Origin of the sequence: Phreatobacter sp. (assembly GCF_027532945.1) — a bacterium.
Lineage (GTDB): Bacteria > Pseudomonadota > Alphaproteobacteria > Rhizobiales > Phreatobacteraceae > Phreatobacter.
Map to the genome: position 1 here is coordinate 61,872 of NZ_JAPZTZ010000003.1, position 24,327 is coordinate 86,198.

General features: G+C 67.6%; 24 protein-coding genes. 11 read left to right on the forward strand and 13 right to left on the reverse strand.

Annotated features, from left to right (window positions below):
- Window positions 1-30 precede the first annotated feature (30 nt).
- Together O9344_RS01375 and O9344_RS01380 are read left to right on the forward strand one after the other, a co-directional pair.
- A complete protein-coding gene (locus O9344_RS01375; RefSeq protein ID WP_298471929.1) occupies window positions 31-1,314 on the forward strand; it encodes an ABC transporter substrate-binding protein in 1,284 nt (427 codons plus the stop codon).
- A 71-nt stretch (window positions 1,315-1,385) separates the two neighbouring features.
- A complete protein-coding gene (locus O9344_RS01380) occupies window positions 1,386-2,255 on the forward strand; it encodes a metallophosphoesterase (protein ID WP_298471931.1) in 870 nt (289 codons plus the stop codon).
- Between the two features lie 123 nt (window positions 2,256-2,378).
- Here the strand turns inward: O9344_RS01380 and O9344_RS01385 are convergent, their stop codons facing one another.
- Window positions 2,379-2,567 carry a hypothetical protein gene (locus O9344_RS01385; protein ID WP_298472431.1) on the reverse strand — a complete coding sequence of 63 codons (189 nt, stop codon included), beginning with the start codon at window positions 2,565-2,567 and terminating at the stop codon, window positions 2,379-2,381.
- A gap of 87 nt (window positions 2,568-2,654) precedes the next feature.
- On the opposite strand from O9344_RS01385, the gene O9344_RS01390 reads away from it, so the two are divergent.
- Entirely contained in the window at window positions 2,655-3,020 is a 366-nt protein-coding gene (locus tag O9344_RS01390; RefSeq protein WP_298471933.1) for a hypothetical protein, read from the forward strand.
- Between the two features lie 153 nt (window positions 3,021-3,173).
- Here the strand turns inward: O9344_RS01390 and ugpE are convergent, their stop codons facing one another.
- From ugpE to O9344_RS01410, 4 genes are all read right to left on the reverse strand, one after another.
- Window positions 3,174-4,046, reverse strand: a complete 873-nt coding sequence (ugpE, locus tag O9344_RS01395; RefSeq protein WP_298471935.1) for a sn-glycerol-3-phosphate ABC transporter permease UgpE — start codon at window positions 4,044-4,046, stop codon at window positions 3,174-3,176.
- Entirely contained in the window at window positions 4,046-4,927 is an 882-nt protein-coding gene (ugpA, locus tag O9344_RS01400) for a sn-glycerol-3-phosphate ABC transporter permease UgpA (RefSeq protein ID WP_298471937.1), read from the reverse strand. Before ugpA ends, ugpE begins: the two co-directional genes overlap by 1 nt.
- A gap of 103 nt (window positions 4,928-5,030) precedes the next feature.
- The gene (locus O9344_RS01405; protein ID WP_298471938.1) at window positions 5,031-6,371 is read right to left on the reverse strand and encodes an extracellular solute-binding protein; all 1,341 of its coding nucleotides are present in this window, start codon (window positions 6,369-6,371) and stop codon (window positions 5,031-5,033) included.
- Between the two features lie 398 nt (window positions 6,372-6,769).
- Window positions 6,770-6,919: a hypothetical protein gene (locus O9344_RS01410; RefSeq protein WP_298471939.1), complete on the reverse strand. Its 150-nt coding sequence runs from the start codon at window positions 6,917-6,919 to the stop codon at window positions 6,770-6,772.
- 143 nt (window positions 6,920-7,062) lie between these two features.
- On the opposite strand from O9344_RS01410, the gene O9344_RS01415 reads away from it, so the two are divergent.
- Window positions 7,063-9,078, forward strand: a complete 2,016-nt coding sequence (locus O9344_RS01415) for an EAL domain-containing protein (protein ID WP_298471940.1) — start codon at window positions 7,063-7,065, stop codon at window positions 9,076-9,078.
- 147 nt (window positions 9,079-9,225) lie between these two features.
- Window positions 9,226-9,948 (forward strand): MgtC/SapB family protein, encoded by a 723-nt coding sequence (locus O9344_RS01420; protein WP_298471942.1) that lies wholly within the window; start codon window positions 9,226-9,228, stop codon window positions 9,946-9,948.
- Window positions 9,949-9,955: 7 nt separating this feature from the next.
- On the opposite strand, the gene O9344_RS01425 is transcribed toward O9344_RS01420, so the two are convergent.
- The gene (locus tag O9344_RS01425) at window positions 9,956-10,297 is read right to left on the reverse strand and encodes a hypothetical protein (RefSeq protein WP_298471943.1); all 342 of its coding nucleotides are present in this window, start codon (window positions 10,295-10,297) and stop codon (window positions 9,956-9,958) included.
- A 2-nt stretch (window positions 10,298-10,299) separates the two neighbouring features.
- Window positions 10,300-11,592: a sulfite oxidase gene (locus O9344_RS01430; protein WP_298471945.1), complete on the reverse strand. Its 1,293-nt coding sequence runs from the start codon at window positions 11,590-11,592 to the stop codon at window positions 10,300-10,302.
- A 215-nt stretch (window positions 11,593-11,807) separates the two neighbouring features.
- Here O9344_RS01430 and O9344_RS01435 point away from each other — a divergent pair, with 215 nt between their 5' ends.
- The 5 genes from O9344_RS01435 to O9344_RS01455 all read left to right on the forward strand — a co-directional run bounded on the left by O9344_RS01435 (window position 11,808) and on the right by O9344_RS01455 (window position 18,503).
- Window positions 11,808-12,206: a cupin domain-containing protein gene (locus O9344_RS01435; protein WP_298471947.1), complete on the forward strand. Its 399-nt coding sequence runs from the start codon at window positions 11,808-11,810 to the stop codon at window positions 12,204-12,206.
- Window positions 12,207-12,260: 54 nt separating this feature from the next.
- Window positions 12,261-13,133, forward strand: a complete 873-nt coding sequence (yghU, locus tag O9344_RS01440) for a glutathione-dependent disulfide-bond oxidoreductase (protein ID WP_298471950.1) — start codon at window positions 12,261-12,263, stop codon at window positions 13,131-13,133.
- A gap of 339 nt (window positions 13,134-13,472) precedes the next feature.
- Window positions 13,473-14,822, forward strand: coding sequence for a globin-coupled sensor protein (locus O9344_RS01445; protein WP_298471951.1), 1,350 nt, complete (start codon window positions 13,473-13,475; stop codon window positions 14,820-14,822).
- A 149-nt stretch (window positions 14,823-14,971) separates the two neighbouring features.
- Window positions 14,972-15,940, forward strand: a complete 969-nt coding sequence (locus O9344_RS01450) for a TAXI family TRAP transporter solute-binding subunit (protein ID WP_298471954.1) — start codon at window positions 14,972-14,974, stop codon at window positions 15,938-15,940.
- 115 nt (window positions 15,941-16,055) lie between these two features.
- Window positions 16,056-18,503: a TRAP transporter fused permease subunit gene (locus tag O9344_RS01455; protein WP_298471955.1), complete on the forward strand. Its 2,448-nt coding sequence runs from the start codon at window positions 16,056-16,058 to the stop codon at window positions 18,501-18,503.
- Window positions 18,504-18,506: 3 nt separating this feature from the next.
- On the opposite strand, the gene O9344_RS20115 is transcribed toward O9344_RS01455, so the two are convergent.
- Entirely contained in the window at window positions 18,507-18,842 is a 336-nt protein-coding gene (locus O9344_RS20115; protein ID WP_363321908.1) for a YegP family protein, read from the reverse strand.
- Window positions 18,843-18,934: 92 nt separating this feature from the next.
- Window positions 18,935-19,438, reverse strand: coding sequence for a peptide deformylase (locus O9344_RS01470; RefSeq protein WP_298471957.1), 504 nt, complete (start codon window positions 19,436-19,438; stop codon window positions 18,935-18,937).
- Between the two features lie 241 nt (window positions 19,439-19,679).
- Here O9344_RS01470 and O9344_RS01475 point away from each other — a divergent pair, with 241 nt between their 5' ends.
- Complete coding sequence (locus tag O9344_RS01475) at window positions 19,680-21,539, forward strand: ABC transporter ATP-binding protein (RefSeq protein ID WP_298471958.1); 1,860 nt, start codon at window positions 19,680-19,682, stop codon at window positions 21,537-21,539.
- Window positions 21,540-21,680: 141 nt separating this feature from the next.
- Here the strand turns inward: O9344_RS01475 and thiL are convergent, their stop codons facing one another.
- From thiL to O9344_RS01495, 4 genes are read right to left on the reverse strand one after another with little or no spacing between them, the layout of a single operon-like run.
- Window positions 21,681-22,673, reverse strand: a complete 993-nt coding sequence (gene thiL / locus O9344_RS01480) for a thiamine-phosphate kinase (protein WP_298471959.1) — start codon at window positions 22,671-22,673, stop codon at window positions 21,681-21,683.
- A gap of 39 nt (window positions 22,674-22,712) precedes the next feature.
- Complete coding sequence (gene nusB / locus O9344_RS01485) at window positions 22,713-23,198, reverse strand: transcription antitermination factor NusB (protein ID WP_298471960.1); 486 nt, start codon at window positions 23,196-23,198, stop codon at window positions 22,713-22,715.
- Entirely contained in the window at window positions 23,198-23,683 is a 486-nt protein-coding gene (gene ribH, locus O9344_RS01490; RefSeq protein ID WP_298471962.1) for a 6,7-dimethyl-8-ribityllumazine synthase, read from the reverse strand. Before ribH ends, nusB begins: the two co-directional genes overlap by 1 nt.
- 26 nt (window positions 23,684-23,709) lie before the next feature.
- Window positions 23,710-24,324: a riboflavin synthase gene (locus tag O9344_RS01495; protein WP_298471964.1), complete on the reverse strand. Its 615-nt coding sequence runs from the start codon at window positions 24,322-24,324 to the stop codon at window positions 23,710-23,712.
- Window positions 24,325-24,327: the final 3 nt, after the last annotated feature.

A 24,327-nucleotide genomic window follows, 5' to 3' on the forward strand; every position in this document is an offset into this window, starting at 1 on the left:
CCGATGCCACTCCCCACCCCGGAGACGACCATGACCACGACCCGCCGCACCTTCCTCGCCAGCACCGCCGCCACCCTGGCGCTGCCCTCCTACCTGCGTGCCCAGAGCAGCACGATCGAGCTCGAGGTGCAGTACTCCATCCCTGTCCTGTTCAAGGACCTGTTGGAGAAGCTCGCCGCGGATTTCCAGAAGGCCCATCCGGGCATCGCCATCAAGCTTCGTGCTCCGGAAGTTGGCTATGAGGAAATCCTCCAGCGCAACCTCCGCGACGTCGTCACCAATTCCCTCCCCGACGTCGCCTTCCACGGGCTCAACCGCCAGCGCACGCTGGAAGAGCGCCGCATCCCCGTCGACCTGAAGCCCTTCATGGACGGCGATGCGGAGACGGCATCGCTCGGCTTCTCGCCCTCGCTGCTCTCGCTCGGCCAGACCGGCACGAAGCAGACGGGCATCGGCTTCGCCATGTCGACGCCGATCATGTACTACAACGCCGACCTGCTGAAGGCGGCCGGCGGCGACCCGGACAAGCTGCCGACGACCTGGGACGAGGTGATCCGCCTCGCCGCTGCCATCTCCGCGCCGGCGCAGAACCGCACCGGCCTGTTCTACGACTGGACCATCACCGGCAACTGGGCCTGGCAGGCGCTCGTCATGTCGCATGGCGGCACCATGCTGAATGCCGAGGAGACCCGCGTCGCCTTCGCCGACGAGCCGGGCCAGAAGGCCATCCGCGTGCTGCGCAAGATGGTCGACGACGGCAAGATGCCGGACATCCGCCCGGAGACGGCCTTCCAGGACTTCTTCTCCGGCCGCCTCGGCATGTCCATGCAGTCGACCGCGCAGCTCGGCCGCTACAACCGCGAGATCGGCGGCCGGTTCAAGCTGGTCTGCGGCCGCTTCCCGCTCTCGGCGACCAATCCGCGCCTGCCGGCCGGCGGCAATGTGGCAATGATGTTCACCAAGGACCGCGCCCGCCAGGAGGCGGCCTGGAAGTTCATCAAATACGCCACCGGCCCGATCGGCGCGACGACCATGGTCAACGCCACGGGCTACATGCCCGGCACGACCATTCCGGCGGAGCGGGAGGACATGCTCGGCAAGTTCTATCGCGACAACCCGAACCACCTCGTCGCCATCCGCCAGCAGGACGTGATCGCCGGCTGGTACGCCTTCCCCGGCCAGAACGCTCTGCGCATCACCGACGTGATCAACGATCACCTGCAGTCGGTGGTGAACCGGTCGAAGGACGCCGACGAGGCGCTGAAGGCCATGGGCGCCGCTGTCCAGCCGCTGCTGCCGCGCCGCGCCAGCTGAGCCAGCCCCGGACCGATCCGGCCCGTCCCGCCCGATGCGGGGCGGGCCCTTCCGCACCTTAAGGACCTCCGATGACCCGCGCCGCCCGCCTCTGCATCGTCACCGACATTCACCATGGCAAGCCGTCCTTCTCAAAAGCCGGACCGGCGGCCCTGGGGCTGATGGCGGAGTTCCGCCGCTTCGTCGATGAGACCCGGCCGGACCTCGTCCTCGACCTCGGCGATCGCATCTCCGACGAGGCGCGCGACATTGACCTCGTGCTCGAACAAGAGGTGGCCGAGGCCTTCGCGCCCATCGCCGCGCCGCGCTTCCATCTCGATGGCAATCACGATCGCGACTACCTCGACGTGACGGACAATGATGCGATCCTCGGCCGCAAAGCCGGGCACGAGACGGTGGATGTCGGCGACTGGCGCCTCGTCGTCTGGCGCGCCGATGCAAAGCTGCACAGGCCTTCGGGCTTCGCCCTCCAGGACCCGGACCTTGCCTGGCTCGCTGCGACCGTCGCGGCTGCCGACCGGCCGCTCGCCATCGTCAGCCACGTGCCGGTCTCCGGCCATTCCCAGGTCGGCAATTTCTGGTTTCAAAACAACAGCCGCTTCTCCACCTACCCGACCGCGGACCATGTGCGCGCCGTGCTGCGGACCGCGACGGTCCCGGTGGTGTGGATCTCCGGCCACGTGCACTGGAACACGCTCACCATGGTCGATGGCATCGCCCACATCACGCTGCAATCGCTCACCGAGACCTTCACGACGGCGGGCGAGCCGGCGGGTGCCTTCGCGCTGCTGGAACTGTCGGACGAGGTGCTCTGGCGGGTCCATGGCCGCGATCCCTTCACCTGGAGCGCGCGGACGGAAGCCCTGGCAAGGCGCTGGCTGGCGCCGCTCCCCGATTTCCGCGAGGTCGTCGGCAGCAAGATGCACGCGGCCGCCGAATAGGCAGCGGCCACCTCGACAGAGATCGGTGAGGCGCCGTTGTCGCCGAAGGCAGGCCGAACGCCCGGCGGGAAGCCGGATCGCGGCACCGCTCCGACCCTTCGCCCCTGTGCCGCCGCGGCGGGCTCAGGCCTCCGACCGGATGGCGCCCACCACCCGGGCCCTGACGCGCAATGCGTTCCCCGGCAGATAGGCGATGGGCATGTCCTCGACGTCGATGGTCTCGATGGTCGCCCGGTCAGCGCCCTCGCGACCGCCCGGCCAAACGCCTGACCCGGCGGCCAGGCCCACTTGCGCCGCTGCGGCGGGACCCACCGTCCCGCCGCAGCGAGGGGCGGCTGCAGTCTCGCTTTCCGCGCGGGAGCGTGGAAGAAAGGGAGCCATCGGCAGGGGGGCATTCCCATGGTGAGCAGCAATCGCCTCGTCCTCATCGCCGTCGCCGCCATGGGGTTCTGCGGAACACCGGCAGACGCGGCGGGGCTTCCGCGGCAGTTCCACGGAACTTGGGCCGGAGACCTCGACCAATGTGCCCTCACAGGGGAACATGCCCGGCTGAAAATCGATCGCCGCTTCATCCTCGGCTATGAGCACGGCTGGACCATTCGCCGGTGGAGATCGCGCAACGGGGTCTGGACCGGCCGTGGAACCGCCGATGACGATCAGGGCTCCGAGCCGGCGACTGTCCGCCTGCGCATGGGCCGCGATGGACGATTGATCTTCAATGACGCCGCCTATCTGCGGTGCCCGGACAGGACAGGCGCCGACTGACAAGGCCATGCCGCCCTCGGCTGCGGCTCATCACGCCGGCGCGAGAGTCTTTGCCGATGATCCGGGTGACCGCAGCCCCCTCGGGCAAGGTCGCGATCCGCCCGGGAGACCGTTTCGCTAGCGATCACAGAGGTTATCGCAGGCGCCGTGCTGTCACTTCTCCGTCTCGACCAGGCCCTTCACGAACCAGCGCTGCATCAGCACGACGACGAGAACGGGGGGCAGCAGGGCGAGCATGGCGGTGGCCATGACCATGTTCCAGTCGGTCGGCCCGCCGGCGGAATCGATCATCTTGGACATGCCGATGACGATGGTCTGCATCCTGGCATCCGTGCCGATGAGCAACGGCCAGAGATACTGGTTCCAGCCATAGAGGAAGAGGATGACGAAGAGCGCCGCGATGTTGGTCACAGACAAGGGCAGCACCATGTCGCGGAAGAACTTCAACGGCCCGGCGCCGTCGATCTTGGCGGCCTCGACCAGTTCGTCGGGGATGGTCATGAAGAACTGGCGGAACAGCAGCGTGGCGGTGGCCGAGGCGATGAGCGGGATGGTGAGGCCCGCATAGGTGTTCATCAGGTTGAGGTTGGTGATGACCTGGATCGTCGGCACGATCCTCACCTCCACCGGCAGCATCAGGGTGATGAAGATCATCCAGAAGAAGGCCATGCGGAAGGGAAAGCGGAAGAACACCACGGCATAGGCGGACAGGATCGAGATGACGATCTTGCCGAGGGCGATGGTGAGGGCCATCACCGTCGAGTTCAGCATCATCTCCCAGACCGGAGGCGTCAGGATGCGGCCGGAGCGACCGCCCTGCATCAGCGCCTCGCCGTAATTGTCGATGGCCCGGTCGCCCGGCAGGAGCGGCATCGGCGCCTGGGCGATCTCGGGGTTGCTGAGCGTCGAGGCGACGAAGGCGACCCAAAGCGGGAAGGCCGTGATCGCAATGCCGATGGCAATGACGAGATGGGGGATGAGATCGCGGCGGCTGGACTTCAGCGCAGGCAAGACGGGGCTGGTCATCAGTAGTGCACCCGGCGCTCGACATAGCGGAACTGGATGACCGTCAGGCCGATGACGATGATCATCAGGATGACAGCCTGGGCCGAGGAGCGGCCGAGGTCCTGAGCGATGAGCCCGTCGTACCAGGCCTTGTAGATCAGCACCTCCGTAGACTTGCCCGGCCCGCCCTGGGTGACCGCGTGGATCACGCCGAACGTGTCGAAGAAGGCATAGGTGATGTTGATCACCAGCAGGAAGAAGGTGGTGGGCGACAGGAGCGGGAAGACGATGGTCCAGAAGCGGCGGACCTCGCTCGCCCCGTCAATGGCGGCGGCTTCGAGCAGCGATTTCGGGATCGACTGGAGGCCGGCGAGGAAGAACAGGAAATTGTAGCCGATCTGCTTCCAGGCCGAGGCGATGACGACGACGATCATCGCGTCGGTGCCGTCGATCCGCGGGTTCCAGTCGATGCCGAGGAGGCGCAGCGGATAGGCGATGGTGCCGATGGACGGCTGGAACAGGAAGAGCCACAGGGCACCGGCCACCGCTGGTGCGATGGCATAGGGCACGACGAGGACGGTGCGGTAGGCGGTGGCGCCGCGCACCACCCGATCGACCATGACGGCGAGCAGCAGCGCCGGGATCATCGCCAGGGCGGTGACGCCGAAGGAGAACAGGAAGGTCCGCTGCAGCGTGGCGACATAGGCGGTGTCCTTCAGCACCGCCTCGAAATTCTCAAGGCCGACGAACTGCACCGAGAAGCCGAGGGGGTCCTGCAGCAGCGTCGACATCCAGATGGCCTGGCCGGCCGGCCAGAAGAAGAAGACCAGCGTGATGGCGATCTGTGGCGCGAGCAGCAGATAGGGCAGCACCTTCTGCGGATAGACGACCTTGCGTTCCATGAGGACCCCGGGGCCGGCCGCGAGCGAAGCGGCCGTCACGCCAAAACGGAACCGCGGGGCGCCGGGCCTTGCGGCCGGACGCCCCGCGATGAATGCGGAGAGATCAGTTGGAGGCGCCGACCGAGCGCTCGAACTGGCGCAGGGCGTCGTTACCGCGGCGGACCGCGTTATCGAGGGCGGCCTGGGCGGTCTGCTGGCCCTGCAGAGCCCGCTCGACCTCCTCATGGTACATGTCGCGGATCTCGGTCCAGCGGCCGAAGCGATAGCCCGACGAATTGGCCGTCGGGGTGCCGCGGGTCAGCTGCAGGATCGGGACATCGCGGCCCGCATTCTGCTGGAAGAAGCCCTCGGCCTGCATCGCCTGGAAGGCGGCGTTGGTCGCGGGCAGGAAGCCCGTCGCCTTGGCGAAGCGGACATAGACCTCCGGACGGGCGAGGAAGGAGAGGAACTGGGCGACGCCACGGAGTTCCTCGGCCGAGCGGTTCGGCGCGTTGAACACCCAGAGCGAGGCACCGCCGACGATCGAGTTCTTCGGCTCGGCGATCACGTCCGGCCAGAATGGCATCGGCGCGACGGAGAAGGAGGCCTTCAGGTCGCGGGCGATGGCGGCATGGCCGCCTGAGGACTGGATGAGCATGCCGCAGGTGCCGGCGACGAACAGCGCGTTGGCGTCGTTGGAGCGGCCGCCATACTGGAAGGCCTTGTTGCGGGAGGCATCGACCAGGGTCTGCACCATCCGGGCGCGCGGGGCGTCGTTGAAGTTCAGCACCGCGTTGAGGCCGCCGCGGCCGTTGGCCTCGGTGGAGAGCGGCAGGTCGTGCAGGGCCGAGTACTGCTCCAGCATCGTCCAGGCGAGCCAGGTCGTGGTGAAGCCGCATTCGGCGGCGTTGCGCTCACGGATCTGGTTGGCGGCGGCGATCACCTCCGGCCAGGTGCGCGGCGGCTTGGACGGGTCGAGGCCGGCGCGGGTGAAGATGTCGTTGTTGATGAACATCACCGCCGTGGAGACGTTGAACGGCAGCGAGTTCATCGTGCCGTCGGGACGCGAGTAGTAGCCGCGGGCCGGGCCGATATAGGCGGCCGGGTCGAACTGCACGCCGGCGCGCTGCATGACCTCGGAGACCGGGATCGTCGCGCGCGGCAGGGCGAACATGTCGCCGGTGCCGGCGTCGAACATCTGCATGATGTGCGGCGGATTGCCGGCGCGGAAGGCGGCGAAGGCGGCGGCGCGCTGCTCGGGATACTGGCCGCGGAACTCGACCTTGGCCTCGAACTGGGTCTGGCTGGCATTGAACTCCTGCGCATAGCGCATGATTTCTTCCTGGGCCGGGCCGGTGACGCCGATCCACATGGTGATCGGGGTGCGCGCCTGCTGGGCGAGCGCCGGCGCGGTGGCAAGGCCGGCAATCGCCGCGGCGGCGAGGAGAAGACGGCGTGTGGGCATGGACAGTCTCCCGGTGGAAAAGGTGGGCACCAATCTGGCGACGGGCCCTTCTCAAGACCCACGGCGACAGACTGGCGACAGTTTCATGACGACAGGGTGACAGGCGCCGCACAAGTGCTGAAGTGAGCTCATGTGGGCCTGTCAATTGCGGCAAATGTCCGCTTTATGAAGACCTTAGCGGCATTTCACGGGTTAGACAGGACATCATGTCGCAATCCCTGGCGGGCGCCGGGCGACCGAGGGAGAGGCAAGCGACCTGCCCTGCCTGCTTCAGCCGAGATCGTCACGGAGGGAGAGGCCCTGCACCTTTGCCCACCCCGCATAGGAGGCCAGGAGCTGGGTCCGGTCGGCGGTGAGTTGCACCCTGACCGCGGCGACGTCGCCCCCCGTGAGGCCGGTCAGCTGGGTCGGAAGTCCTGGAAGTCCTGCTGACCCTTGGAGGCGCGCTCCAAGGCGGCGGAGCGGATGGACAGGCGCGATTGCACCGCGGTCACGGCATCGAGCGCCGAGACGAGGTCGACCCACATGGCTTCGAGGCGCTGGCACACTAGCGTCCATGAAAGGCTTTAACCCTACGGGAACCCATTTACGGCACGCTAAATCAAATAGTCGTCGGCGTCGGCTGGGATGACAGCCGCGCGGCGATGCGTGGCGTCCTCTCGAGGGACCATGCCGGCGGGGGCAAGGATCGATGAGCAGTCCGGGACAGGACACTGGCGGGACAGCATCGCGCACCCTGCGCGACACACTGCTCACGCCACTCGTCCGGCTCTGGGGACTGCCAGACGATCCCAACCTGCTGCGCGCGCAACACCGCGCCTTTTCCGGGCAGGTGCCGCTCATGTACGTCATCCTCATGACGAACACCTGGGCGCTGGCGATCACCCATGTGTCCCACGCACCCGCCTGGCTCACCATCGGTGTCCCGTGCCTCATGACGGCGATCACCGGCCTGCGCATCGTGATGTGGTGGCGCCGGCGCGGCGGCCATACGACGCCCGAACGGGCACGGGCCGAACTTGGCCGCACGCTCAAGCTCGGCGTGGTGATCTCGCTCGGCTTTGCTCTCTGGTCGCTGTCGCTCTACAGCTACGGCACCGCCTATACGCGCGCGCATGTGGCCTTCTACATGGCTATCACTGTCATCAGCTGCATCTTCTGCCTGATGCACCTGCGCCCGGCGGCCATGACGGTTGCGGTGATCGTCAACGGCCTTTTCGTCGGCTTTTTCATCAGCTCCGGCGAGCCGACCTTCGTTGCATCGGCAGTCAATGTCGTCCTCGTCTCGCTGGCGATGCTGATCATCCTCAATATCAACTACAACCACTTCACCCACATGGTGCAGGCGCAGGCGGAGGCCGTGGCGCTGGGCAACGAGAACTTTCGTCTGGCGAACCTCGACAGCCTGACCGATCTCCCGAACCGGCGGGCCTTCTTCGCCCGCCTCGCCGAAGCCTATGAGGGCGGAGCGAGGGAGCGGCTCCTCGCGGTCGGCATCCTTGATCTCGACGGGTTCAAGCCGGTGAACGACGCCTATGGCCACGGCGTGGGCGACCGCCTGTTGCAGGAGGTCAGCCGCCGATTGGAGGCCGCCTGCGCGCCCCATGGGATCTTCCTTGCCCGGCTCGGCGGCGACGAATTCGCCTTCCTTTTGACGAGCCAGGCCAGCGAGGACCAGTGCCTCGCCTGGGGCCAGGAGGTCTGCGAGGTCCTGTCGCGGCATTTCTCCCTGGCCGGCACCGTGGTCCAGATCTCGGGATCGCTGGGGATCGCCACCCAGCACGGCCAGCCCCAATCCCCCCAGGACCTGATGTACCGGGCCGACTATGCTCTCTACCAGGCCAAGCGCGGCCAACGCGGCTCGGTCGTCGTCTTTTCGGAAGCGCATAATGACGAGATCCGCCGCCATGCGGTGATCGAGCAGGCGCTGCGGTCGGCCGATCTTGAAAGCGAATTGAAGGTCGTTTTCCAGCCCATCGTCGATATCAGGACGGAGCAGGCCATCGGCTTCGAGGCGCTCGCCCGCTGGGTCAGTCCCGCCCTCGGTTCCGTGTCGCCGGGCGAGTTCATCCCGGTGGCCGAACGCGGCGGCTTCGTGTCGCGCCTTACCACGACGCTCCTGAAGAAGGCGCTGGATACCGCGACGGACTGGCCCGCCCCCATGCGGCTTTCGTTCAATCTTTCGGCCCAGGACCTCAGCTCCCCGGAGAACCTTCTCCGGATCACCGCCGTGATCGGCCAGTCCGCCTTTGACCCGCGACGGCTCGACCTCGAAATCACCGAGACCGCCTTCGCCTTCGACCCCGCCCAGGTCAAGCGATCGGTCCTGCAGCTCCGGGACCTCGGCTGCGGCATCTCCATTGACGACTTCGGCACCGGCTATTCGAGCCTGTCACGGCTTCACTCGCTGCCCCTGACGAAGCTGAAGATCGACCGCAGCTTCATTGCCCGCATCGAGCACGATGCCGCCAGCCACAACATCGTCCGATCGCTCATCGCGCTCAGCCGCGACATGAAGCTGGACTGCGTCATCGAAGGCGTGGAGACGGCTGGTGAACTAGAGGTCCTGCGCAACCTCGGCGGCGTGCTGATCCAGGGCTACTTCTACTCCCCGCCCGTCGAGGCGAGCGCCCTGGCAGGTTGCCTCAGCCGGTTCGACCGGACGCGCGCGGCGACGATGGGTGAAGCAGGCCTCAAGGCGTCCTGACCCCCGCACGTCATCCCGCCGTCACAGCGCATCGGCAAGGGCGTGTCTGTCCACGCCCTCTTTCGGCTTGACTTGGGCGTGCGGCTGCGGCCTCTCCGCCCCCGGGACCTCCCCTAGGCTGGCGCCCTGCCCGCGGACCTGACGCCCATGACCCTCGCCGCCGTCCAATCCTTCCAGTTGGTGCCATTCATCGACACGGTCATCAGCCTCGCCACGGCCTTCGTGCTGGGCACGCTGATCGGCGCCGAGCGGCAGTTTCGCCAGCGCACCGCGGGCCTTCGCACCAATGTGCTGGTGGCGGTGGGCGCCGCCGCCTTCGTCGACATCGGCATGCGGCTCAACGGCCATGCCAGCGCCGCCCATGTGCTGGCCTATGTGGTCTCCGGCGTCGGCTTTCTCGGCGCCGGCGTCATCATGCGCGAGGGGCTGAATATCCGCGGCCTCAACACAGCCGCGACTCTCTGGGGCTCAGCGGCTGTCGGCGCCACAGCAGGCGCCGATTTCGTCGCCGAGGCGATGCTCATCGCGCTCTTCGTCCTCGCAGCCAATACGGCACTGCGGCCGCTCGTCAACCTCATCAACCGACAGCCGCTCGACGAGACCAGCACCGAGGCAACCTACGAACTGCATGTCTCCGCCGGGCCGGAGGATGTCGGACGCATCCGCGAGGTGGTCGAGGGCCATCTCGAAGCGCACAATTATGCGGTGCGGGAGACCTCGACCGAGGACCCGTCGGACGAGACGACTGAACTCACTGTCGTGCTCGCGGCCTCCACCGCCAAGCCCGGCGAGCTCGAGGGCGTCATCGCCGCCGTCAGCCGCACGCCGGGTGTCCGGCACGCGACCTGGTCGATGCGCACCAGCGACTGACGCCGCCTCACCGCTGCGGGGCGAAAGGCACGACGAAGCCGCCGCCCTGGGCCGGGGCTGCTGCCGGATAGGCTTTCTCCAGATAGTCGAGCAGCAGCTTGCGCGTCTCCCCGTCCGGAGCCGGCATGTTGTGCTTCTCGCTCATCCAGCTGAGCGTCGTATCCCAACGCTCCCGGTCCATGCCCTGGCGGCCCACCACCTTCATCGAGTGGCAGCCGATGCAATAGCCGAAGGTCTCATCGCGGCCGGGGAAGTCCGGCATGTCGGTGGGGCTCTCTTCGGCGCGGACGCCGCCTGCCGCCGCCAACGCGACGGCGACGACGGCCGCCAGCATGATCGAGCGGCTCATGCTCAGCCCACCAGCACAGCGATGCGATGGAGGGGGTTGGCGCCATACCCTTGCGGGTTCCAGTTGGTGGCGACATGGGGCTGGGCGATGCCGCGGGAATCCGTGGCACGGACCCACAACTCGTAATAGCCGGCGGTCGGCAGGTCGACAGCGCCGGTCCAGCGCACCCAGTCGTAGCGGTTGCGAGGCGCGGTGAGGGTCATCGTTTGCCAGCGCTGGCCGGCATCGGCGGAGACCTCCACCTTCGCCACCTCATAGTCACCGGCCCAGGCCGCCCCGCGCAGCGGAATGCGGCGCGTCGCCTCCGGCAGGCGGGTGCCATTGGCCGGCGCGGTGATGATGGCGCGCAGCGGCATGGAGGTCATGTCGGCGAAGTTGGTCCTGCCGTCGACATTGGAGCCGGGGACGATCGGCTGGGTCGGCATCCGGTAGGAGGTGCCACCCATGCCCTGGCCGTCATGGGGCGTCTCGCGGACGAGAATGCGCTTCAGCCACTTGGACGAGAGCGAGGCCGGCCAGCCCGGAACGACGAGGCGCAGCGGCCCGCCATGGATATGCGGCAGCGGCTCGCCGTTCATCTGCCAGACGATGAGCGAGTGCGGCTCCAGCGCCTTGTCGATGGGCATGCCGCGGGAGAGGGCATCCTTGTCGGTGTCGCCGGAGAGATGCGGATCGGCGCCGAAATGGCCGGTATACTTCGCCGTGGGTTTAAGGCCCGCGGCCTTCAGCACGTCGGCGAGGCGCACACCCGTCCATTCGGCGCAGCCGGCGCCGCCATTGGTCCACTGGTTGCCGCGGGCGGCCGGCTGGAAGAAGGAGCGGCCGTTGCCGCCGCACTCCATCACCATCCGGAAGGTCTGGGCCTGGAACCGGGACTTGAGCTCGGCGACGGAAAGGGTGAGCGGCCGCTCGACCTCACCTTCGATGGTGAAACGCCAGCCGTCGCGGTCCGTGATCTCCGCGGGCACCTGGCCGTTGTTGCGGATGAAGAACTTGGCGATGGGGGTGGTGTCGTCATCGAGCAGCGCTTCCGGCGTCTCGGCGACGAGCGGCCGGTCGCCGAGCAGCTTGAGGCCGCGCTCCTTGCCAGGGAAGTCGAAGGGCTGGGGCCCTGCGGGACGGGCGGGCGCCGCGGCAGGAGCCGGCGCGCTCTGGGCCAGCGCCGTCCGGGGCATACCCGCGAGGCTGGCGCCACCCGTGACGGCAGCGATGGTGGCAAGGCTTGCGCCCATGGCGCCGCGACGCGACACGCCAGTGGATCGTTGGGACAGGGTCTCTTCGGCGTCCTTGCGCATCGTCTTCTCCCGTTCGCTTGTTATGGAGGATCGATGTCCTCCTTTTGCGCCTTGCAGCGATCAACGCATGCTAGGCCAAGTTGGGTCCATGGTCCAAGCCATCCACCGTACGAGGGGGGATGCGCCGCCGCCCTCTTGCCGGCCCCGGCGGACACCATAATGTCGCGGCCGGGCGCCACGATGAATGACGCCGAATGACGGGCGAGGAGAGCACCATGGAGATCAAGCGTTGCGGAGCGACGGAGTCGCGACGTCCCCCGGCGGCCTGGTTCACCGGCAGCGTCTGGCAGGACCCGATCGTCGAGACCGAGGCGCCGGCCCGCGTTCGCGCCGCGGTGGTGCGCTTTGATCCCGGCGCGCGGACCAACTGGCACACTCACCCGCTGGGGCAGACGCTCTTCGTCACAGCAGGCTCCGGCTTTGTGCAGAAGCTCGGCGGTCCGATCGAGGAGATCCGTGCCGGCGACACGGTCTGGATTCCGCCGGGCGAGAAGCACTGGCATGGCGCAAGCCCGAAGACCGCCATGACGCATATCGCCATTCACGAGGCTCTCGACGGCAACCATGTCGACTGGATGGAACCGGTCACCGACGAGCAGTATCGCGGCGCCTGACCGCCCTTCCCTCTTCCGGGAGCCGCTCCGGCGGCTCCCCCGCTGGAGCCCCCGATGACCGCATCCGACTACACGCCGCCGAAGGTCTGGACCTGGAACAAGGCGAGCGGCGGCCGCTTCGCCAATATCAACCGGCCGATCGCCGGCCCGACCCACGAGAAGGACCTGCCGGTCGGACGTCACCCGCTGCAGCTCTATTCGCTCGGCACGCCGAACGGCGTGAAGGTGACGGTGATGCTGGAGGAGCTTCTGGCGCTCGGCCATGCCGGCGCGGAATATGACGCCTGGCTCATCCGCATCAATGAGGGCGCGCAGTTCTCATCGGGCTTCGTGGATGCCAATCCGAATTCGAAGATCCCGGCCCTCGTCGACCACAGCGGCGGCAAGCCGGTCCGGGTGTTCGAGTCCGGCGCCATTCTCGTCTATCTCGCCGAGAAGTTCGGCGCCTTCCTGCCGACGGAGCCGGCCGCTCGGGCCGAGACGCTCTCCTGGCTGTTCTGGCAGATGGGCTCGGCGCCCTTCCTCGGCGGCGGCTTTGGCCATTTCTACGCCTATGCGCCGACCAAGATCGAATATGCCATCGACCGCTACGCCATGGAGGTGAAGCGGCAGATGGACGTGCTCGACCGCCGCCTTGCCGAGACACCCTTCGTCGCGGGCGAGGAGTACACGATCGCCGACATTGCGATCTGGCCCTGGTATGGCCAGCTCGCCAAGGGGCTGCTCTACGAGGCCGGCGAGTTCCTTGAGGTCCACACCTACACCAACGTGGTGCGCTGGTCCGAGCAGCTCTTCGAGCGGCCGGCGGTGAAGCGCGGCCGGATGGTCAACCGCGTCACCGGCGATCCGGCGAGCCAGCTGCGCGAGCGGCATGAGGCCAGCGACTTCGACACGAAGACCGAGGACAAGCTGGCGAAGCCGGCCTGACCGTTCCTGGCGAGGGCCGAGCCGCTTCGGCCGGCCCTGCCGGAGGCCCAGAGGCATGCGCAGGAGCGCGCCACCTGACGTGGCACGTAAACCGAGTGCGACCACTTTCCCTTGTATTTGACGCTTTGACGTCGCTCAAAAGCGAGGTCCGGCGCCGGAAAATTACGCTTTTCCGTTGCGGTAATTCAGGAAGATTTTACCGGTTCGGCGCACCGTCGCATGTGACGGGCTTGGTTGTCGAACCGCCCGCCGGCAGTGCAGACCGCCGCTACCCCCCGAAGTGACGGTAAAACCCGATCTGCTCCGCAGACGTGCTTTGGGAACGCCACAATGAAAACCATGTCCCCCGGGGCCTCGGACGAGGCCGCCGAACGCTCGACTCGTATGCGCTTCATGCGCATCAGCCCGGAAACATCGATCCTCTTGCGCGAATTCTGGAAGGTTGTGGAGCCGAAGCTTCCGCAGATCCTTGAGGGCTTCTATCGCCACGTTTCCGCCGAGCCCAAACTCGCCGCCATGCTGGGGAACGATATTCCCCGCCTGAAGAAGGTCCAGGGCAGCCACTGGGCGCGGCTCTTCGACGGCGCGTTCGATGAGGACTACATGCGCGGTGTGCGCACCATCGGCCACATCCACAACAAGATCGGGTTGGAGCCGCGCTGGTATATCGGTGGCTACAACATGGTGATGAGCGAGCTCGCGACGCTCGCGGTGGCGACCTACAAGTGGCGCCCGTCCAAGCTTGCGAAGATGCTGACGGCGGTCAATTCGGCCGTGATGATCGACATGGACCTCGCCATCTCCGTCTACCAGGAGGCCATGCTGACCGAGCGCCAGCAGCGGCAGGACAAGATGAACGCCGCGATCGCCGCGTTCAACACGGAGATGAGCCAGTCGTTGAACACCATGGGCCATGCTGCCCATCAGCTCACCAGCAATGCCAACAGCCTCGCCGCCAATGCCGAGGAAACGACGCGGCAGTCGACCGCTGTCGCAGCTGCCTCGGAACAGTCCGCCTCCAACGTCCAGACGGTGGCTGCGGCCTCGGAGGAACTATCCACGGCTGTCGTGGAGATCGGGCGCCAGGTGAGCCACTCGAACGAGATCGCCACGCAGGCCGTCACGCAGGCGCGTCAGTCCAAGGCGGTCATGGACGGTCTCGCGGAGGCGGCCCAGCGGATCGGCGACGTGGTCAACCTCATCGCCAATATCGCGGGCCAGACGAACCTCCTCGCGCTCAACGCCACGATCGAGGCGGCCCGCGCGGGCGAGGCCGGCAAGGGCTTTGCGGTGGTCGCCTCAGAGGTGAAGAGCCTCGCCAGCCAGACCGCCAAGGCGACCGACGAAATCGGCGTGCAGATCGCACAGATCCAGTCGGCGACCGCCCAGTCGGTCAACTCGATCACCCAGATCGGCGCGACTATCGAGACCATCAGCGCCATCGCGGGGGCCATCTCGTCCTCGGTGGGCGAGCAGCAATCGGCCATCGGCGAGATCACGCGCAACATCCAGGAGGCCGCCCACGGCACCCAGGAGGTTTCGGCCAACATTGCCGGCGTCAGTCAGGCGGCCAGCGAGACGGGCAGCACCTCGACCTTCGTGCTCACCGCAGCGACCGAGCTCGACGGCCAGACCCAGGCCATTCGCCGACAGGTGGATGAATTCTTCAACGTCATCAAGGCGGCCTGAGCTGCGGTATTGCGCCACTGCGTCAGCCGGTCACCCGGCCGGCTGACGCCTCCGGGGCTTCCCTTCACCGCCCCGTCATGCTTCTGTCCTCGTGAAATTTTTGCCTGAAGGCCGGATCAACCGGCCCGCCCGTTCCCGAGGAAACGTCGATGACCCTGCTTCTGAACCGCCGCGCGGCTCTCGCCGCCAGCGCCGCCCTGCTTGGCCTCGGGGCTCCCGCCCTCGCCCAGGCCCGCCGCCGCCTCACCGTCGCCACCGGCGGCACCGGCGGCGTCTATTTCGTCTATGGCGGCGGCCTTGCCCGCGTCCTCACCGAGAAGGTCCCGAACGTCCAGGCGACCTCGCAGGTGACCGGCGGCTCGGTCGACAACATCAACCTGCTGTCGGCCGGCGATGCCGATATCGGCTTCTCGACGCTGGACTCGGTCGTCGACGCGCTGAACGGCGTCGGCGCCTATGCCCGCGGCGGCAAGCGCGAGGTGCGCATCATCGCAGTGCTTTACGACAACGTGCTGCATGCCGTCGCCACGCCCGCCATCAACTCGGTCGCCGAGATGAAGGGCAAGCGCATCGGCGTCGGCTCTGCTGGCTCCTCGACCGAAGGCTGGGCCGACCGCACGCTCGAGGCTGCCGGCCTCAACCCGAAGACCGATATCATCCGCGACAATCTCGGCGTCGCCGAGAGCGCCAATGCCCTCGCCGACGGCAAGATCGCCGGCTTCTTCTGGGGTGGCGGCGTCCCGACGGCGGCGATCCGCGACCTCGCCCAGTCCGGCCGCACGGCCTTCAAGCTCCTCGACACCTCGAAGGAGCTTGTCGAGATGAACAAGAAATATCCCGGCCTCTACCGGGAATCGATCATGCCGCCGAACTCCTACCAGGGGCAGACCCAGGCCGTGTCCGGCATCGGTGTCGCCAATGTCATGCTGGTCGATGCCAAGGCGCCGAACGACCTCGTGACGCTGATCCTCGAGGGCATCTTCAACAACCTCACGGACATGCAGGCCGTCCACCCGGAGGCCCGCAAGCTCACGCTGCAGACCGCAGCGGTGAAGTTGGCTGCCCCGTTCCATCCGGCGGCGGAGGCCTTCTACAAGGCGCGCGGCGTCTCGATCTGATCGCGACGAACGAACAGCGGGAGCCGGGGCGGGAGACCGTTCCGGCTTTTTCCGTGCCGCTGGCGGAAGACCAGCGACGCCTCGTCGGGGGACGAGAAGCGACAGGGGAACGGCCATGACCACCGACGCGCTGAAGCCGGCGTCAGGCGACGCGGAACGGGTCCTGACGGCCGAGGAGCTGGAAAAGCTGTCCTCGGACTCCGAAGGCGGACCGGCGCGGCGGGTTGGCGGCTGGCTCGGCTGGCTGACCGGCTCGGTCGCCTTCCTCATCGCCGCCACGGCGATGTACTGGACGCAGTTCTCCATCACCACGACGGTCTATCGCGCCAGCTTCCTGACGCTCTGCCTCGCCCTCATCTTCATCCTCTATCCGCTCGCCAAGACGGGCCGCGACGGCGCCCCGCAGACGCGGCGTGCCAGCGTCGAGGAAATCGTGGTGGCGCTCATCGCCATCGCCATGCTCGCCTATATCCTGCATCACCCGAACCCCCGGATCGCGGTGGTGGGGCGCTCGCCCTTCGGCTACGGTCTCGGCTGGGTGCTGATCGCCTGTTTCGCCGCCTATCCGCTGCTTGTCTCCAACCGCTGGCTGGCGCGGCTCCAGCCGACGGACTGGTTCTTCGCGGCGCTCGGCCTCTATTGCGCCTGGTACCTGTCGACCAATATCGACGAGTTCAAGACCCGCGCCATGCAGCCCTCGGCCGAGGAGCTGGTGCTCGGCCTCGCCCTCATGCTCCTCGTGCTGGAGGCGACGCGCCGCACGGTCGGATGGGTGCTACCGGCCATCGCCGCCGTCTTCCTCATCTACTGCTATGCCGGCACGGGCTGGCTCATCCCCGATGTCTTCGAGCATCGCGGCTTCAGCCTCAACCGCATCATCGGGCAGAACTTCCTCACTCTCGAGGGCCTGTTCACGACGCCGCTCGACGTCGCCGCCACCTTCATCATCCTGTTCACGATCTATGGCGCGGTGCTCGACCGCGGCGGCGCGGGGCGCTTCTTCATCGAATGGGCCTTCGCCCTCTTCGGCAAGAACCCCTCACCCTCCGCTCCCGGCCGGGCCGTGGTCGCGTCCGGTTTCCTGCTCGGGACCGTCTCGGGCTCGGGCGTTGCCACCACGGTGACCGTCTCGACCCTCGCCTGGCCCATGCTGAAGCGCTCGGGCTACGACCCACAGGTCGCCGGCGGCATGCTCTCCGCGGCCGGCATCGGCGCAACGCTGTCGCCGCCGACGCTCGGCGCGGCGGCCTTCATCATCGCCGAATTCCTCGACGTCGATTACCTGCAGATCCTCATCTACGCGACGATCCCGACCGTCCTCTACTACGTCTCCTGCTGGCTGATGACGGAGGCCGATTCCCGTCGCCTCGGCGTCGTGCCGGTGCGCACCTCGGACGCCTCGGTCTGGGAACTGACCAAGCGCGGCGGCTACCACTTCATCTCGCTTGGGGCAATCGCCGTCTTCCTGGTGATGGGCTTCACCAGTTTCATGGCGGTCTACTGGTCGATCGTCGTCGCCTTCGTGCTGTCCATGGTGCGCGAGGACAGCCGGCTGGTGACGCTGGAGGCCTTCGCCGTCGGCTGCGCCGCGGCGCTCGCCGCCTGGCTCTTCGGCATGAGCGGCTGGCCACAGGGGCTTGGGCTGCAGGAGCTGTTCAACGACCGCATCTCGGTCGCGACCTTCTGGGGCATTGCGGCGGCGATCGCCGTCTCGGGCGCGCAGAGCCTTGTGGCCATGCGCAGCGGACGACCGGTGCCGGCCGGCGGCACGGGCATGATCGACGCCCTGCTCGACGGCACACGCTCGACGCTCGGCATCGTCGCGGTCTGCGCCTGCGCCGGCATCATCGTCTCGGTGGTGAACCTCACCGGCCTCGGTCTCACCATTTCCGGCATCATCATCTCGGCCGGCGGCTCGAACGTGTTCCTGATCCTGCTCATGGCGGCGCTCGCCATGTGGGTGCTCGGCCTCTCCGTGCCGGTGACGGCGAGCTACATCATCGCTGCGGTCATGCTGGTGCCGGCGCTGATCAAGGTCGGCGTACCGCCGGCCGCCGCCCACATGTTCATGTTCTACTATGCGGTGCTGGCGGACGTGTCGCCGCCCACCGCTCTCGCCCCCTTCGCGGCCTCTGCCATCACCGGCGGCGAGCCCTTCCGCACGACGATGCAGGCGTGGAAATACACCCTGCCGGCCTTCATCGTGCCCTTCATGTTCTGCCTGACGCCGGATGGCGCGCAGCTGCTCATGCTGGTGCCGACGGGGACCAACGCGGCGGGCGCGGTGGTCTACGGCATGCCAGGCACGCTGGCGGCCTGGCTCTCGGTGCTGTGGGTGACGGTGACGGCCTGCCTCGCGCTCGTCGGCTTCTGTGTCGCCTTCGCGGGCTATGCGCTCGGCCGGGCGAACCATGTCGAGCGGGTGGTGTGCCTCGCCGCCGGCGTTCTGCTGCTGGTGCCGCGGCCCTGGGCAACGGCTTCCGGCCTCGTCCTCCTCGTCGGCGGCCTGACACTGCACTGGCGGCGCATCGGCAGGGCGGAACCCGCCCTGCCCGCCGGGTGATCCTCAGGCGGCCGTCGTGTCGTCGAGCTTGGCCTCGGGCGCGTTCTTCTTGACGCTCTCGATGCCGGCATCGCGCGAGGCTTCCGAGGAATAGACCTCGCTCGTGCCGATCACCTGGCCGTTGGTGGCCTTGAGGTTGAACATCGGGCCGGTCTTGGCCTGCTTGCGCTCATAGCGGCCATCTTCCTTGGCGTTCTTCCTGACGCTCTCGATGCCGGCCAGCGCGGCTGCCTTGGTGGTGTACATCTCGCTGGACAGGATGACCTGACCGTTCGAGGCCTTCAGCGAGAAATGGAACTGACCGCTCTTGCCCTTGGTCAGCACGAATTTGCCTGCCATGCCATCCTCCCTCGGAAACGCGCTCGGGGCGCGAGGCGAGCATAGCGGCACGCTGGGGAAAGCGAGGTGCGGAAGGTCACGGACCCGGCGCGTCACGGCGCCGCGCGGCGCTGCTTTTCGTAGCGCTTGATGGCGCGCTCCCGCTTCAGCCGCGACAGGCGGTCCAGCCAGAAGATCCCCTCAAGCTGGTCGATCTCGTGCTGGAGCACGACGGCGAGGAAACCGTCGGCCTCGCCCTGCTCCTCCGCGCCGGTGAGCGTCGACCAGGCAAGGCCGATGCGGGCGGGGCGTTCGACCTCTTCGGAGATGCCGGGCATGGAGACCGAGCCTTCGCGCTCGACCTTCACCTCCGGCGAGGTCCAGAGGATGCGCGGATTGACATAGAGCCGCATCAGCGCGTCGTCCGCGAGACGGATGGCGACCAGCCGCTGGAAGACGCCGATATGGCAAGCGGCAAGGCCGATGGCCGGTGCGGCGACGACCGTGTCCATCAGGTCCTGCGCGAGGTCCTTCAGCGCCTCGTCGAAGACCTCGACAGGGTCGGCGCGGCGGCGCAGGCGCGGATCGGGGAACATGACGAGCGGGCGTGCGGGCACAGCGGACCTCCTGCGTTTCGCTCTAGCGAAGCTGACGGCGCGGGAAAAGCCCGTCGGCGGGGCGGCTGCCGCTCTTGCGGGCGGCTGTTGCCTTCGCCACAGGCAGCCTCAGGAATGATCATCCACAGCATCCGGGCCATGCCCTCAACGGGTTGCAATGGAATGGTCGTTGCATAAGGATGCTCGACCGTCGGCCCCCCGCGGGCCGTTCTTCCGATCTCCAGCACGAGTGACATTCCACGTGACCGCTTTGTCCCAGACTGCCACCGACGGCCTGGCCCCCGCCGCCTCCACCGGTCCTGTTCTGTCCGTCAACAACCTCGTCACGTCGTTCCTGCGCGAGGGCGAGTGGAACGCGGTGGTGAAGGGCATCTCGTTCGAGGTCGGCGCGAAGGAAACCGTCGCCATCGTCGGCGAGTCGGGCTCGGGCAAGTCGGTCACCGCCCTGTCGATCATGCGCCTCATCCCGCCGCAGAGCGGCAAGGTGGAAGGCAGCATCAAGCTGGTCGGCCGCGAGCTCACCACGATCAACGACAAGGCGATGAACCATGTCCGCGGCAACGAGATCGCGATGATCTTCCAGGAGCCGATGACCAGCCTCAATCCGGTGCTGACCATCGGTTTCCAGATCGCCGAGGCGCTGATCTACCACCGCGGCCTGTCGCGGCAAGAGGCCGAGGCCGAGACCGTGCGCCTCCTGGAAAAGGTGCGCATCCCCGCCGCCAAGTCGCGCTTCCATGAATATCCGCACCGCTTCTCCGGCGGCATGCGCCAGCGCGTGATGATCGCCATGGCGCTCGCCTGCCGGCCGAAGCTGCTGATTGCCGACGAGCCGACCACCGCGCTCGACGTGACGATCCAGGCGCAGATCCTCGAGCTCATCAAGGAGCTTCAGGAGGAAGAGGGCATGTCCGTCCTCTTCATCACCCACGACATGGGCGTCGTCGCCGAGATCGCCGACCGCACCGTCGTCATGTACCAGGGCAAGGCGGTGGAGACCGGCAAGACCGAGCAGATCTTCGCTGCCCCGGCCCATCCCTACACCAAGGCGCTGCTGTCGGCCGTGCCGCAGCTCGGCTCGATGAAAGGCATCGCCCGGCCGATGCGTTTCCCCGTCGTCGACAAGACGACCGGCGAGAGCGACGTTCCGGTGGAGACGCCGGACACGGTGAAGGCCGCTGATCGGCCCGTGCTTGAGGTCGCGAATCTCACCACCCGCTTCGACATTCATTCCGGCCTGTTCGGCAAGGTCTCCGGCCGCGTCCATGCGGTGGAGAACGTTTCCTTCTCGCTCCATGCCGGCGAGACGCTGGCCCTCGTCGGCGAGTCCGGCTGCGGCAAGTCCACGACGGGCCGGTCCATCCTGCGTCTGATTCAGCCGAATTCCGGCTCGGTGGTCGTCGACGGCGAGGACGTGCTGACCCTCGAAAGCGCCAAGCTCCGCGACATGCGCAAGCGGATGCAGATCATCTTCCAGGACCCCTTCGCCAGCCTCAATCCGCGCATGTCGATCGGCTCCGCCATTGCCGAGCCCTTCTATGCCCATGGCCTCGCCTCAGGTTCGGAGGCGCGCGACCGGGTGGCGGACCTGTTGACCCGCGTCGGCCTGTCGCCCGACATGGCCTCGCGCTATCCCCACGAGTTCTCCGGCGGCCAGCGCCAGCGCATCTGCATCGCCCGCGCCCTGGCGCTGGGCCCGAAGCTGATCGTCGCGGACGAGGCGGTCTCCGCGCTCGACGTGTCAGTGAAGGCGCAGGTCGTGAACCTCATGCTCGACCTGCAGGCCAGCATGGGCCTCGCCTATCTCTTCATCTCCCATGACATCGCGGTGGTGGAGCGCATGTGCCACCGCGTGGCGGTGATGTATCTCGGCGAGATCGTCGAGATCGGCCCGCGCGCCGAGGTCTTCGGCAATCCGCAGCACCCCTACACCAAGAAGCTCATGGCGGCAGTGCCGATCCCGGATCCGGCCCGCCGCCTGCAGAAGCGCGGTGTCTCGAACGACGAGATCAAGAGCCCGGTCCGCGCGCCGGATTACGTGCCGCCGGTGCGCCAGTATCGCGAGATCTCGCCCGGCCACGTGGTCATGGCCTGGGACTGAGGCCTGATGGTCTGATGGTTTCGGAAGGCCCCGGTTCGCCGGGGCCTTTTGTTTTGCGGTGACTGCTGGTCGCGGACATGACATCGCGCTCTAGGCCGCGTGGCCGATCCGAAGTGCAGGGCACGTCTCGACGCTAAGCGCTCAAAAGTGCTCGAAGCGTTCCGATCCGAAGGTCAGCGGCTGGCCGTTGAGCGACCAGGTAACGCCGGTGCTGCCCGTGACCTCGCCGATCACGGCGAGGGGCACCGCCACCGCCGCCGCATCCGCCTGCAGCGAGGAAAGCCGGGCCGGCGGGCAGGCCAGCAGGATCTCGTAATCGTCACCGCCGGTCAGCGCCCGTGTCCAGAGGGCCTGGTCCGTCGCAAGGGCGGCAGCGGCGGCCGGCGACAGCGGCACGGCGCCGGCGTCCACCATCGCGCCCGTGCCCGACGCCGCCATCATCTTGGCAAGGTCGCCCACGAGGCCATCCGATACATCCATGGCAGCCGAAGCATGGCGCGCTATGGCCTTCGCCAGGGCTACCCGCGGCTGGGGCTTAAGATAGCGATCGATGAGGTGGCGGCGATGATCCTCGCCGAGGGCGGCGAGCCAACCCGGCGCGGTTGCGGGATCGCGTTCCGCCTGCCGCGCCAGGAGCCCCAGCGCGCCGTCACCGATCGTGCCAGTGACGCAGAGGAGGTCGCCTGGCCGCGCCCCACGGCGACGCACGGTGCGGCTGGCGCGCCCGAAGGCAGTGACGGAGAGAGTCAGCGGCCCCGGCACCTTCACCGTGTCGCCGCCGAGCAGCGGACAGCCATAGGCTTTCAAATCGGCAGCGAGGCCGCCAGCAAAACCCTCCAGCCACTCGACCGACCAGTCCGCGGGAAGTCCCAGCCCCAGCAGCATGCCGACAGGCACCGCGCCCTTGGCGGCGAGGTCGGAGAGGTTCACCCGCAGCGCCTTGGCAGCGACGAGGCCCGGCGGATCGTCGGGGAAGAAATGGACGCCGGCGATCGCCATGTCCTTGGTGACGACGAGGTCCCCTTCCCCCGGCAGGATGGTTGCCGCATCATCGGTGAGCCCATCCGCACCGGCGCTGGTGGCGAGCGGCGCGAAAAAGCGGGCGATGAGGGCGTCTTCGGAGGGGCGTGTCACGGGGGGATCATGGCCCGGCGGAGCCGCGCCGGGAAGCGCTCAGTGCTTCGGCGCCTCGCCCATTTCAGCGGCGCGCACGCGCTTGGCGATCTTGTCGAGCACGGCATTGGCCATGCCGACCTCCTCGCGATCGACGAAGGCATCGGCCACGTCGACATATTCCGCGATGATGACCTTGGCCGGCACGTCCGGGCGCTCGAAGAGCTCGTAGGTGCCGGCGCGCAGCACGGCGCGCAGCACGGCCTCGATGCGACGCAGCGGCCAGTCGTCGGCGAGGATGCGGTCCACCGCCACGTCGATGCGCTGCTGCTCGCGCATCACGCCCTGGATGATGTCGCGGAAGAACTGGTGATCGGCCGGCAGGTAGGTGTCGCCCTCGACCTCCCGGCCCATCCAGAAGGTCTGGAACGAGCCGATCACGTCGTTGATGTCGGTGCCGGCGACATCCATCTGGTAGAGCGCCTGGACGGCGGCGAGACGCGCCGTGCCGCGCTTGTTGGCCTGTTTCGGAGCGGTCTCGGACATCAGGGCTGCTCCGCCCCACGCTTCAGGCGGATCATGGCGAGGCAGGCCTTCGCCGCCCCGCCGCCCTTGTCGAGTTCGCTGCGACGGGCGCGCGCCCAGGCCTGGGCATCGTTCTCGACTGTGAGGATGCCGTTGCCGAGGGGCAGCTTGCGCTGGACCGAGAGGTCCATGAGCGCCCGCGAACTCTCCTCCGAGACGATCTCGTAATGGGTGGTCTCGCCGCGGATGACCGTACCGAGGGCCACTGCCCCGTCGAAGGGCTGGCCGCGGGCGGCCGCGCCGTCCATCAGGATGGCGATCGCGGCCGGGATCTCCAGCGCACCGGGCACGGTGTGGACCTCACAGGTCGCGCCAACCTCGGCAAGCGCCGCCTTGGCGCCATCGAGCAGGGCGTCGGCGAGGTCATCATAGAAACGCGCCTCGACGATCAGCACGCGGGCATGAGTCGGGATCACGTGCTCGGCTGCGGAACGCGGAGCGGCCATGGCGGGTCCTTCGAAATGGGAGCGCTCTAGTAGCCCCCCGCCTTCGCATCCGCAAGGCGGGCGGCATAGCGCGCCATCATGTCGGCCTCGATGTTGACGCGGTCGCCGGCCTTGGCGTCACCCCAGGTGGTCACCGCGAGGGTGTGCGGGATCATGGTGACGGTGAAGGTATCGCCGTCGACGCCGTTGACGGTGAGCGAGGTGCCGTCGAGGGCGACGGAGCCCTTCTCGGCGATGAACTTGGCAAGGTCCTTCGGGGCGCGGAAGACGAAGCGGGCGGTGCCGTCGGTGTCGTCGCGCGAGACGATCTCGGCAACGCCATCGACATGGCCGGTGACGATATGGCCGCCGAGTTCATCGCCGATGCGCAGCGCCCGCTCGAGGTTGACCTTCTTGCCGGCCTGCCAGGCACCGAGCGTGGTGCGGGCGAGGGTCTCGGCCGATGCGTCGATGGTGAAGACGGTGCGGTTGCCCTGTTCGGCAAGCGAGGTGACGGTCAGGCAGATGCCCATGTGGCAGACCGAGGCGCCGAGCGGCAGGCTGTCGGCCGGATAGGAGCAGGCCACCGCCAGATGGCGCGCGGAGCCGCGGGCCTCCACGGCGACGATCTCGCCGACGTCGGTGATGATGCCGGTGAACATGGT